This is a genomic window from Poriferisphaera sp. WC338 (genome assembly GCF_050931845.1).
Taxonomy (GTDB): Bacteria; Planctomycetota; Phycisphaerae; order Phycisphaerales; family Phycisphaeraceae; genus Poriferisphaera.
In genome coordinates this window covers 4,110,782-4,123,468 of the sequence record NZ_CP194516.1, presented here as the reverse complement: position 1 = coordinate 4,123,468, position 12,687 = coordinate 4,110,782, and the positions used below count along the sequence as shown (strand labels likewise).

General features: G+C 48.9%; 10 protein-coding genes. 5 read left to right on the top strand and 5 right to left on the bottom strand.

Annotation, left to right across the window (positions count from 1 at the left end):
* The first annotated feature begins 205 nt into the window (after nucleotides 1–205).
* From ACQ6WK_RS17050 to ACQ6WK_RS17030, 5 genes are all read left to right on the top strand, one after another.
* A complete protein-coding gene (locus tag ACQ6WK_RS17050) occupies nucleotides 206–1,399 on the top strand; it encodes a DUF3179 domain-containing (seleno)protein (RefSeq protein WP_432798596.1) in 1,194 nt (397 codons plus the stop codon).
* A gap of 407 nt (nucleotides 1,400–1,806) precedes the next feature.
* Nucleotides 1,807–2,925: a hypothetical protein gene (locus ACQ6WK_RS17045; RefSeq protein ID WP_432798595.1), complete on the top strand. Its 1,119-nt coding sequence runs from the start codon at nucleotides 1,807–1,809 to the stop codon at nucleotides 2,923–2,925.
* A gap of 123 nt (nucleotides 2,926–3,048) precedes the next feature.
* Entirely contained in the window at nucleotides 3,049–3,729 is a 681-nt protein-coding gene (locus ACQ6WK_RS17040; RefSeq protein WP_432798594.1) for a phosphopantothenoylcysteine decarboxylase, read from the top strand.
* A 252-nt stretch (nucleotides 3,730–3,981) separates the two neighbouring features.
* Nucleotides 3,982–4,608, top strand: coding sequence for a hypothetical protein (locus ACQ6WK_RS17035; protein ID WP_432798593.1), 627 nt, complete (start codon nucleotides 3,982–3,984; stop codon nucleotides 4,606–4,608).
* A gap of 500 nt (nucleotides 4,609–5,108) precedes the next feature.
* Nucleotides 5,109–6,593: a hypothetical protein gene (locus ACQ6WK_RS17030; RefSeq protein ID WP_432798592.1), complete on the top strand. Its 1,485-nt coding sequence runs from the start codon at nucleotides 5,109–5,111 to the stop codon at nucleotides 6,591–6,593.
* A 142-nt stretch (nucleotides 6,594–6,735) separates the two neighbouring features.
* Here ACQ6WK_RS17030 and ACQ6WK_RS17025 read toward each other — a convergent pair whose 3' ends face one another.
* The 5 genes from ACQ6WK_RS17025 to ACQ6WK_RS17005 form a co-directional block, all read right to left on the bottom strand.
* Nucleotides 6,736–8,253: a catalase gene (locus tag ACQ6WK_RS17025; protein WP_432798591.1), complete on the bottom strand. Its 1,518-nt coding sequence runs from the start codon at nucleotides 8,251–8,253 to the stop codon at nucleotides 6,736–6,738.
* A gap of 150 nt (nucleotides 8,254–8,403) precedes the next feature.
* Nucleotides 8,404–8,607, bottom strand: coding sequence for a cbb3-type cytochrome oxidase assembly protein CcoS (gene ccoS, locus ACQ6WK_RS17020; RefSeq protein ID WP_432798590.1), 204 nt, complete (start codon nucleotides 8,605–8,607; stop codon nucleotides 8,404–8,406).
* 4 nt (nucleotides 8,608–8,611) lie between these two features.
* Nucleotides 8,612–11,242 carry a heavy metal translocating P-type ATPase gene (locus tag ACQ6WK_RS17015; protein WP_432798589.1) on the bottom strand — a complete coding sequence of 877 codons (2,631 nt, stop codon included), beginning with the start codon at nucleotides 11,240–11,242 and terminating at the stop codon, nucleotides 8,612–8,614.
* Nucleotides 11,229–12,062: a sulfite exporter TauE/SafE family protein gene (locus tag ACQ6WK_RS17010; RefSeq protein WP_432800416.1), complete on the bottom strand. Its 834-nt coding sequence runs from the start codon at nucleotides 12,060–12,062 to the stop codon at nucleotides 11,229–11,231. Before ACQ6WK_RS17010 ends, ACQ6WK_RS17015 begins: the two co-directional genes overlap by 14 nt.
* Entirely contained in the window at nucleotides 12,056–12,682 is a 627-nt protein-coding gene (locus ACQ6WK_RS17005) for a FixH family protein (protein WP_432798588.1), read from the bottom strand. Before ACQ6WK_RS17005 ends, ACQ6WK_RS17010 begins: the two co-directional genes overlap by 7 nt.
* Nucleotides 12,683–12,687: the final 5 nt, after the last annotated feature.

Sequence of the window (12,687 nt, the reverse complement as noted above, 5' to 3'; positions counted from 1 at the left end):
TCACCCCCACCTATCTCCCGCCGCTTCCCTTCGCCTTGCAAACCCTATAACCCCTATACATAAACCTCATACCACCCAGACAGTGTTTTCTCGTACTCCAACCCAAGATGAAATATTCTGTAAACCCTACTGGTTATCTCACCAGACCACCTCTCCGGGTATGAATGCGCCATCAAATCGTCTTTTACATCACACGGAGCCTGTCATGTCGATCTCGCCTGGAAAACAATCTCCTCCATATTGGAGCGTATCCCGCCTCGCTCTCGCAGCCACTTTCACACTCATCATCTTTTCACTTACTGCATGGTATACACAGCCACATTGGCAACAGTTTTTCCAACCCCCTCCTAAACGCACACAATCAACCGCTTCACTTAATCTCGACGACCTTGAAGCACTACAACTCACCGATAACAACAACCGTATCAGCGAACACTTCGATCTCTCAAACCTCACCATTCCACGCGACCAAATCCTCTCCGGCGGGCCCGGCGTCGACGGCATCCCTTCTATATCCAGCCCTCAACTCGCCCCCATCTCCGAACCTCAGCCTTACCACCCAGATACACGTGTCATCACTGTAACTATCAATAGAACAACACATATATACCCTATCCACATTCTCAATTGGCATGAATGCGTCAATGATATCATTGATGCCACACCCATCGCTGTCTTTTTCTGTCCACTATGTGATTCTGTTTCCGTTGTCGACCGCCGCTTCAAAAACCAAACACTTGAATTCGGCATCTCCGGCCTCCTGCACAACTCCAACGTCCTGCTTTATGACCGCCAAACCAAATCCCTCTATTCACAACTCAAACTTCAAGCTATTTCCGGCCCACACGCCGGCCAATCACTCACACACCTGAGTTCCTTCTCCATCACAACCTACCAGCAAGCACAAAAACAATTTCCTCACGCCAAGATCATGACCAACGACACCGGCCACCACCGCAACTACAGCCGCAACCCATATAATGATTATCTTCAATCCAAACACATCATGTTCCCTGTCTCTAATCAAGCATTAGACAACTCTGCTCAATCCATTGGCATCCATCCCAAAACTCCCGTCATCGCCCTCCTCATCCCTGATAAGCCCACCACCTCTGACAGCAGAACATCAACCACAAAGGATAATTCAACAGCTTTGGCCATATCTATCACAGCCATTCAACAATCACCGAACCATACGCTCACTCACCCCACGCCCCTTGGCCCCATTACGCTTTCCGCCAATCCCACCACCAACACCATCGCCATCATCAACATCCCCGATGGCGTCATTGCCACCCACACCCTCTATTTCGCGTGGCAAGCTATCCACCCCAACACACAAATCATCCTCCCCACCCCATCACCCCAAACCCAACCCGCCACGCAACCTTCAACCTAAATCAAGCCTCCCCCCTCAAGCCCACAGGTTCTACCCGTGGGGTTCTTTCACTCGCCCATCCCTACAATTAATCCAACAAGTCCCCGACCACCAAAGCCGAGGCCTCTTTCATCAATCGCTCCTCACCTCTACAAATTCAATCATGAATATCCTCATCACAGTCGGCTCAATCTGACAAACCGGCATGAAGCGATCGAAATACATGGGCAAACTGTAATCGATTTTGAAATACAAACTTACAACGCATAACTACATCACACCAGAAAGTCTGCTACTGCAATAATTACCAGCGAAAATAGCGTTTCGGATTAAAAACTCTTGACACCATTTTGTATTTTTATTATTATAGAAATAATTCTATTTTTAGGGTAATTATTTATCGCACAACGTACACTCAAAGGGCTCCAATGCCAGAACTATCAGATCAACTTCGCCGGCTACTCGATCACTTCGAAACACATCTTAATCTGGATCATGTTGAACTTTTGCGTGCACGGCACCGTGCTTTGCTTCAAGGTGAGACGCTCGATCCACCACCATTAACCTGCTACGTACCGTATGAAGGCACGGACCACACACCTTATCCGGTGCGTGAAATCATTGACAATCCACAGAAGATGCTGGTCAACGAATTATTGATCGGGTTTACATCGTTGTTCCACACACTGGAGCGGCGAGACGACACACCCTATGTAATCCGCGCGAATCTGGGTACAGGCATCATCGCTTCAATGTTCGGCGCAAAAATTGAAGTCCTTGATGATAATCCCCCATGGGCATATCCATTGGGCGATGATCGGGATATTGAACGGCTGGTTAATGAACCATTACCAGAAGTAACCGCTGGTCTTGGTCGGCAGATGTTTGAACACTATACCTTCTTTAAAGAAGTCCTCGCAGGTTACCCACGATGTCAGGCAGCATTTGAGATTACTTTACCCGATCTGCAAGGTCCGTTCGATGTGGCTGAGATCTTGTGGGGTTCGGAGATTTACCTTGCAATAAAGCTACAACCTGAGCTGGTTCGGCAATTGTTAGATCGTACGACCAAACAAATACTACGAACAGCGCGAGCCCTCAAGTCTTACGTATCTGATTCGCTACAACCCTTAGGTAACTATCAACACGCAACTGCCGTCAAAGGTCAGATACTTATGCGCAACGATTCTATTGTATTGATATCACCGGAAACTTATGCCGAGGTACTGAAGCCGTACGATACGCAAATTGCAGAAGAGCTAGGAGCAGCCATCCACTTCTGTGGTGATGGCTATCATCAAGTTGATAATGTACTGTCCGTAGCCGGCTTACAAGGACTGGATTTCGGCCAACCGGAGATGATGGATTCAGATGCGATCTATGAGAAAACCGCTGCGCAGGGTATTCCGATCGCTCGCATGAATGTCCCACGCGAACAATTGGTCAATGGCACGGCACGCGAGCGATTCCCCAAGCTGGTAAACTTTCGCTATTCAGCACAGAACGTAGCTGATGCTCAGCAAGTCTGTAGTGCGTATTATCATTAACCCTGCGAGTGCGTTGTCCACTCTCTCACCAAACCTAGCCCGCCTTCTAACACGACCCACAAGCCCATGCCCTCCACAGTGGAGTCTCTTTCATCAATCGCTCACCACCTCTACAATTCAACTATGAATATCCTTATCACAGCCGGTCCAACTCACGAACCAATCGATGCTGTCCGATTTATCGGCAACCGCTCCTCAGGTAAGCTCGGCCTTACACTTGCACAAACCGCCGCCACCCAATCTCACAACGTCACGCTCCTGCTCGGTCCTGTCCCCGGAAGTTCCGATCACGATCTACCAAACTTAAAAACCATCCGCTTCAATTCCACTGCTGATCTGCAGGCATTACTCCACGAACATTTCCCACAAAACGACCTACTCATTATGGCTGCCGCAGTTGCCGACTATACCCCCCTCACTCAAACCGCTGGCAAACTCCCTCGCTCGCTCGACAAAACCCAAACCCTTACCATCGAATTGAAACCTACCCCCGACCTTACCGCTGACATCGCGAAACAAAAACAACCTCACCAGCGCATTATCGCTTTCGCTCTTGAAGAACCACAAAACCTCAAAGACCGTGCTCTTGCCAAAATGCAACGAAAGAACGCCGACGCCATCCTTGCTAACCCTCTACAAACCATGGACGCCGACACCATCCAACCCACGCTATACCTCAATCAAAAAGTGCCAGACAACACCTTCCCATCAGTCCAACCTGATCCATCTACGATTTCCAAAACCAACTTCGCCCCTTGGCTGTTAGCCCAACTGCCACTGCTCTTTGGACCAAATAAGGAATAAACGCCGAAAAATCTACTATAGCCTGCTCAATAATCTATCCCGTCATCGCTACTTACCTATCTCAACATCCATCGTCTAAACACTCTGCCATTTTATTGGCTCAACTATTGCATCCGCGCCAAGATCAATCATAATATTTTTAGCTTCATATCTGTTTTAGTTGCTATCAATGTTTTAATGATGGCTCCGAAGCCAAATCACAACAAGACTGCTTTAGGTAAGCACAGCAACTCCAATACATGGGGAGAGCCAATGTATTCGTTCAAATGTTCTTTCATTATCACCCTCACACTTTCGCTGTTCACCATCACAACCGCGACCCATGCCGCACCGATTATCTACGGCGAAACCACCAAGCTCCTGCTGGACAACAACATCTCCGCAGACCTTGTCATCTTCCACCCCGTCACCATCACCACACCCACCTTCATCACTCACATCGGCTCCACTCACTCCGACCCCGTTAGCACCAACGCCGTCTACGGCCTATACACAAATTCCTTCGGCTCACCCGATGATCTCGTTGTCGCTTCGCCCGTCACACCACTCAAAGCCGCTGGCAACCTCATCCCCGTCACACCCACCGTCGTCGGGGCAGGCACACACTGGATCGCCGTTCTCTACGATACCGATACGCTCATCACAACCAACTCTCTCCCAGACGCACCGCAACTCAGATTCATCACCCAACCTTTCGCCGCAGGTTTACCCAATACCGTCAGCGGTGATGACAGCGCAGGCTTTTTCAACATGAGCCTCTACATCGTCACCGACACCGAAGCACTCGTCCCCGAACCCGCATCATTCATGCTCCTCTCGCTCATCTCTCTCCCGCTGCTTCAAAGACAACGCCACAAACACAGCACGTCTCATTCATGAATAAATGCAACCCATTCTCATAACAAACCTAAAAGCTGCACATCCCCCAATGTGCAGTTTTTTCATGCCTCATCCGCCCACTCAACACACAAACACTGCAGCCTGCCCGCCTAAGCGCGTTCGACCCCTCAAAAAAAGGTCGGAATTTGTTTAAAAATTGATTAAAATGGTCTGCAGAAACGATGGGTCAGAAAGCCATGGCTTAACCTTCAGTTCGCCATTACAGACGCAAATTCTTTCTGTATCAATCCGCTTTTTTTCTGCCAATCTGCCCATCAATTCCCCCAAATGTGCGCACATGCCGTTTGAAGCGCACACTGCATCTGTTCGATACATCATTTAGGAATGTCTTTTTCTATCTAGTCATACGATCCACTGGCCCTTTTCAAGACCGATGACTGACCCCGCTTCGTCAGCATTCGCCTGCAACAAATTCGCCATAAGCTCGTTGTGCTCAAAGACATATCTTTTGTGATTGATCAACTCTCGGGAGACCTGACATGCGAATCTATTGCCCTGAATGCAAAAACCCCCTTCGTGCGACCTCTGAAATCGCCGGGCACAAAGTCAAATGCTCCATGTGCCAAACCGAGTTCGTCGCACCAGAAGTCGACGATATAGTTGAAGATACGGTTTCCAGCTGGCTTGAAGAAGATTTCGAAGAAGTCATGGAAGAGATGGATCAGCATGCCGAGCAGCATGATGAAGAATTGATGAAAATGAAATCTGTCGATAAAAAGGATGCCGCACCAAAGTCTAAACGTTACATCAAATTCCGTTCGACAAATCAATGGGCCGACAAAGACGATGACCTCCGTAGCCAACCCTCGACAACCTCTAACCAACCAGAAAGAACCGACGACGAAGATCTCCTCGGCGATTCCAGTATTGATGGCATTGAAATTTCGATCATTGATGAGGAAGCCGAGCGCCGTAAACGCCGAGAAGCCCGTCGGCTTAAGCGGGAATCACAAGGTAATACCACCCCATCATCCACCAGTAAATCCGCCAGATACCAAACCGCCAGTAGTACAGCACCGCAGTCCACTCCCGAATATGATCAAAATCCTGCTTGCAACAAAGCGCACCCCAAACTGATTGTGCAATCGATCGACCGCACAGGTGTCACGATTGGCTTCGATTCAATCTGGTTGCGGAGTGATCTGTTTTGCGCGTCCATGCCACGCCGTTGCATTTACAATGGCTGCACAGATAAGAATCTGCTGGCCGCAAAGCCAATGATCTTTGCGGATCAATCGCGTGTCCATGAACCAGAAATCGAGAAACTCGCCCGGCCACACTACCAAGCTGTCATCGGCTCTGCTTCTACTGGGGACCTCGCACACATCATGGGTCCAATCGAAACGATGCCCAAGCCGTACCAGAATGCGGTGCCGTACTATCTCTCCGCTGACCATGAACATGAGAACATGCGGTGTTGGACGGAGAAACGTGCCGATGGCGGACGAACATGTTTGGTACATATCAAAGATCATCAGACTGCACATCTATGGCTTGGACGAGTCAATGGAATTTGTGACAAAGCATATCACCAGATGACTAAAGACATCTCAATGCTGCACGGTGGTGTGTGGCGGGAGATGAGCGATAAATGCCGGGCGCGACTACAGACTTGGTGCAAACTGAACCCGAAGGAAGATATGCTGCTCTACCTGTCGGATGCGGACTTCGGCAAGAGCGATCAAGGTTTGGCTGGCGTGGTAGTGACTTCATCGCGCATCGTCTACAACAAATATCATCACGGTGGTGAAATTGAACGGGATAGCCAAGAAGCCATCATACAGGTGAAATGCGACAAAACTTTTGCGCATCTTTCATTGTTCAGCGGTACCGATCGACATCGGATGGTAAAGCTGCATCGGTCAGATGTTGATCGGCTAGTCAAAGAGCTTAGCCGCAGCACTGATCTGCGCGTAACGGTTAAAGACACAACAAAATCTACAGGGACAACATCCAGCGCCTAAGAACGCAGTGCAAGCACTACGCTCTCTTATGATTAGATATTAAATCAAAATTCCAGCACAGGTTGAGAAACCGGAGATGCAAAACCCCGATCTGCTCAGGCAGACCGGGGCTATTGTTTGTCACAACAAGCGAATGGTTCGGTCATTCGGTGGATGATTTAAATTTTATATTGCTTGTCTGTTTGGCTGGTTTGTGTAGATTCAATTTTTCCGCAACACGCTGGCCGTAGTCAGGATCAGCCTTCATGAAATGCTGCACCTGAAGTTCTTGTATGTCTTTTCGTGCTTGGCCGAGTGACGCAACAATATTGTCGATTAACCGTGTTTTCTCATCGACGGTCATCAAACGATACAAATCTCCAGCCTGTGTGTAATCATCATTACCGTTGCGATGATCAAAACGATCCGCTGCAACATGTCCAAGGTCTTGCGGAGGTGTAGCAAACTCTGTGTTCTGTTTAGGCGCGTTTGAATCGGAATTAGGTTCGTAGTTGGGAGATGATCCGCCTTGCCCTTGCGACATGAAGCCATCACGTTGATAGTTATGGAACGGGCAACGCGGTTTGTTCACATCAAGTTGTTCGTAGTTTGCACCAAGACGGTAGCGATGCGCATCAGGATAAGCCACGAGGCGACCCTGTAGCATTTTATCAGGACTAAATCCAATTCCCGGCACGATATTCGAAGGGGCAAACGCGGCCTGCTCAACCTCAGCAAAGTAGTTTTCAGGGTTGCGGTTCAATTCTAGCGTGCCAACTTCAATAAGTGGGTGCTGTTTATGTGGCCAAACTTTTGTCACATCAAAAGGATTAAACGGGCAAGTGTCCGCTTGTTCTTCAGTCATCACTTGAATACAGAACCGCCAAGTAGGAAACTCACCACGGTCAATCGCGTCATAAAGATCCCGCTGCGCATGATCAGGATCTTCACCCTTCATAAGCTGCGCCTGATGAGCAGAAAGATTCATAATACCTTGATTGGTTTTGACGTGAAACTTACACCAGGCGCGATGGTTTTTATCATTAATAAGACTGAAGGTATGTGAGCCATAGCCGTTCATATGACGGTAAGTAGCGGGAATCCCGCGGTCGGAGAAAAGAATCGTGACCTGGTGGAGAGATTCAGGAGAAAGTGACCAGAAATCCCACATCATGTTGGGGTCTTTGGTGTGCCGAGCCGGGCAACGTTTTTGGGTGTGGATGAAGTCGGGGAACTTAATCGCGTCACGGATAAAAAAGATTGGGGTATTGTTCCCAACAAGATCCCAGTTCCCTTGCTGAGTGTAGAACTTCATCGCAAAACCGCGTGGATCACGTTCGGCATCTGCGGAGCCTTGCTCACCTCCAACAGTAGAGAAGCGTAGGAAGCAGTCTGTTTTCTTGCCAACTTTAGAGAAGATCTCTGCTTTGGTGTATTGGGTGATATCGTTTGTGACTTTGAAAGTGCCGTAAGCACCTGAGCCCTTGGCGTGAACGATGCGTTCAGGGATACGTTCGCGGTTAAAATGAGCTAGTTTTTCGAGAAGGTGATAGTCCTCGATGAGAACCGGACCACGCGGACCGGCTGTGACGGTGTTCTGGTTATCGGCAACTGGTGAGCCAGATGCAGTAGTTAACGTCTTTTTACTCTTATTATTTTTTTTGTCGGGTCGAATCATCATGCGTACTCCGGAAGGGTTCTTAAATGATGTCGGCGAAACAACGATCGCGCATCCAACAAGAAGTATTGGCAGCCCGGAGCGGGAAATCCAATAGATGGCCTTTAATGCGTGAAAATTAAGGGAGAATCCCTGCGAACCGGGTTTGCAAATTTAAGACTGAGGCGGATTTTGTGAATCCTGCTGGTTAGATTCTGGTTTCGTCGGCGTACTTAATTGCTGGTCATCATGGAGCATACGGATCGATGGGGTGTCGATATCATCAAACTGCCCTCCTTTGACTGCCCAAATGAAAGCAGCCAGCGCGATGGCGGCAAGAATAAGCGCAAGTGGGAGAATGATGTAAATGACAGACACAGTACTAGTCTTTCGTATTTAGCTGAAGGTCTAATTGTTGAATAGACTTCTTGAGCGATGCATAGTTGCCACCAACGGCAAGGGTAATGACAGTAAAGGAAGAAATAGGCATGAGGACGGCAGCAATGAGGGGGTTGATAATGCCAAGGGCAGCGAGGATGACGCCAATGAGATTATAGCTGAGCGAGATAAAAAGGTTCTGACGAATAATACGTCGGGTGCGTTTGGCGAGTGCGAGGGTAGTAAGAACACTAGAGAGACCGGGCTGAGCAAGGTAGATATCGGCAGCTGAAAGTGAAGCTTCAGCACCACCGTGAACGGCGATCCCAACATCGGCAGCAGCAAGTGCGGCGGCATCGTTGATACCATCACCAATCATAATGGCGGGGGCACTTGTATCTGATTGATGTTGTTTGATGATGTTAAGTTTATCTTCAGGAGTAAGTCCGCCACGCGCTTGATTGTGTGGGATATTCAGTTTGGCGGCAATATCGTTGACAACAGCAGGGTCGTCACCAGAGAGAATCACAACGTTCCAGCCTAATCGCTGAATAGAAGCAATGGATGAGATGGCGTCATCGCGAAGTGCATCACCGAATGTACAAACACCTATCGATTCATCAGATTGATTTTTATCATGACTATATGCAAGTACGACAGGGGTGAGACCATCGGCAGCAGATTGATCGATGATAGATTGATGTTCCGACGTGATATTGATGTTATGAGCATTAAAGAAAGATGGAGAACCGATCGTGAGACGTTGATGATCGATAATCGCTTCAATGCCGCCATCAGGATGCTGAGCCATATCGGTGATGATGAGATCGTTGGCTGCATTAATGATGTTTGTGTCCACAGAAAACGCGTCGACCAAAGCGCGGGCAATGTGATGGGAAGATGATTGTTCAGTAAGAAAGACCGCAGGCTTAAGCGAGTCGGGTGCGTGAAAGTGACGAAGAGTTGTTTGACCACGAGTGAGCGTACCGGTCTTGTCGAGGAATATGGTCGGCTTGCTCGAACATTGATTCTCGACGTTTTTAGTTGTTGATAGATTTTCGAGAGCGGCACCACCTTTGATGAGGATATTCATATTGGCAGCACGACCGATGCCGGCAGCTATCGTAAGCGGGGTCGCGAGACCAAGCGCACAAGGACAAGCAACGATGAGTAGCGCGATGGCATGCTCGGTTGCAGTGGCGGGGTTAAGGTAGAGCCATGCTAACCATGTGAGTGATGCGGCCACAATGACCGTGATAACGAAAATTCCGGCAATCTGATCGGCAAGCTGGATGCTGGGGGATTTCTGCTGGGCGTATTGTTCGACAAACTGCATAAGCTTGCCGATGCGAGTGCTGCTGCCGGTTTGTTTGACGCGGACATGAAGTGTTGAGGAAAGATTCAACGATGCGGCCAAAACTTTGTCGTTAGTTTGGACGGGAATGGGTTTTGACTCACCAGTGAGAATGGCCTGGCTAACAGCGGAAGAGCCATAGGTGATAATACCGTCGACGGGGAAAGTGTCGCCGGCGCGAACTTCGATCAAATCATCAGTTTTGATAGACTCGATGGGTACTTCAATCCCACCCCTGTTTGCATCATCTTCTTGCGAATTCAAGTCTTGAACATGCGAAGAATCTAACAATCTTGCAGTACGAGGGGTAAGAGAAAAAAGTAATTGCACCGCATCATCAGCACGACGTTGCTGGCGGTGTTGTACCCATCGTCCAACCAATAACAAAAGGATGAGAACGGCAAGCGAATCGAAATAGATTTCGCCGGAACCGGTGAGAGTATGGACGATTCCAGCAATAGTCCCGGCAATGAGCGCAACCGCAATGGGGAGGTCGAGGTGTGGCGTACGGGTTCTAATCGCTGCATAGGCACCACGGAGAAATATTTGTCCAGGCCATGCAAGGGCAATAAGGCCAAAGAACATAGAAAGGAATCGGAAGAGGGTGCGGTATTCATCTTCCATCCATGAAAACATGCCGGCGTAAAGCGCGAAGGCGATGAGCATATTATTGCCAGCGCAAACCGCAGCGGCTCCAATACGGATAATGAACTTGCGATCAGCACGAGTCTGGATGAGTGAGGCATCTGAAGATTGGGCGGGGTGTGGAGGATAGCCGAGCGAATCGAGCAGGCGAGCGATTTTTGAGAGCGGAACTTGACCAGGCTCCCAAACAATACGGAGAAGCGCTTTAGAGAAATTAAGTCGCGCTTCAAGAACTCCAGGAAGAATTTGCGGGAGCTTTTCAACGAGCCAAACACAAGCGGCACAATGAACGCCCTCAAGAACAAGATCAATTGCGCGACGGGAATCAGAGAGTGGATGTGTGTAGAGATCGACGAATTTTTCGTTGTCGTATTCGGTATATTTTTTATCCGTGGTTTTGGCTTGAGTGGGTTGAGCATCCGCACGTTGCCTAAGCGCATAATAGGGATCGAGGCCGCAAGCGTGAATCATTTCATAAACGGTTTTGCAGCCATTGCAACAAAACTGGTGTTCGGCATCGAGTTCGATGAGTCCTTTGGGGACGGGGAGCTCACAGTGGGTGCAGAGAATGGGCGTTGCCTGTTCTTCAGGTGTTTTTGAAGGGGATTCAGTGGTGGTAGGGTTATTCACTTCCATCGAAACAGCAAGGGAGGTCGGAGGTATTGGCCTTGTTGATTTGATCAATCACATTCTGCCGATTATTGGAAGCTGCGGGGGTTTCGTGTTGATGTTCCATGTCAGCGAAGGCTGCGGTATCGATGACAAAACCACGAAGAATCATGGAGAGTCCGAGGACAATGATGAGGGATGCGGTGATGAGTGAAGCTTTGTTGCCAAGAAATTTTTTGAATTGTTGCGTGCCGAACCCGATGGCGGCGAGGTATGGAACAGTACCGAGCCAGAACGCGGACATGACGATCGCACCAAGAAACGGTGAGGCGGTACCGGCGGCAGCAATGGCGAAGTAATAAAGCCAACCGCAGGGAAGCAACACGGCAGAAAGGCCAATAACTAATGCGCGGCTTGTGGGATGGAAGGAGAGTGAAGCACGTTGTGCAGCGGTAACTGTTTTTATAAGAAAAGCTGGAGGAGCTAAGTGTTTGATGTGAACACCTTTGATACGAAGGATGGCGATCAGACCAAAGAAAATCATGAATCCACCAGCAAGAAAAATAGCAAGCTTTTGGATGTGAAATGCACTGCCTGTCAAATCAATGACATGACCAAAATAGCCGAAGAGTGCACCAAGGGCGGCGTAAGAAAACAGACGCCCAAGGTTATAGGTAAGATTCAGAAAGTGCGGGGAACGGAGAATCGAAGCTTTACTTTGTGAAACGGCATCATGGCTATCTGAAGAAGAACCGCACGCAAAGAGAACGAACGCACCACACATACCGGCACAATGAATGGAACCTGCGATAGAAGCGACAAAGGTTAGGCCGGTGAGGGCTAGAATTTCGATAATTCACCTCCTCGCCAATCATTGGTTTTGAATTGCATTTCAGTGTAGAAACGGCCAAGCGGTTGGTTTGGATCAACATCTTCAGCAGCCGGGCCGGTTGGTATCGGAGCAGTTACGGTGAATCTGAAAGACCAGGTACCTTTGCGTTGGATTCTAATCGGTATGAAGTAGACACCTGCTTTTCCGGTTACTTTGCTGTTTGAGTCGTTGCTGTAGGTCTGATGGTCCAATGATGCGGTAAACTCGTCAGCAGCTCGGGTGTGCGCGAAGTATGTTGCATTGATGTCTGCGTTCCGGATGGGGTTGCCATCTTTGTCTTGAATTTGCAGCGACATAGTGCGCTGACCGGTAACATCGGGATGCGAGAAGCTTGGGTTAATCGTCCAACCGAGTTTTTTGCTTTCAGTTAGCAGTGCCGCGTGCTCATCCCAATGGATGGCTTTTTTGTAATAGTTGGGTGTGATCGCGTTGGTTTTGTCGCCGACGATCAGGTAGATGGCAAAAATGCCGAGAATGACCTGGATGACAAGAAGCGCAACGACGCCGGCCCACATAAATTTGGATTTGCGGAGCAATGTTGCACGGTCTTCATTGTTAACGGCGTTGTCGGTCATGTTGT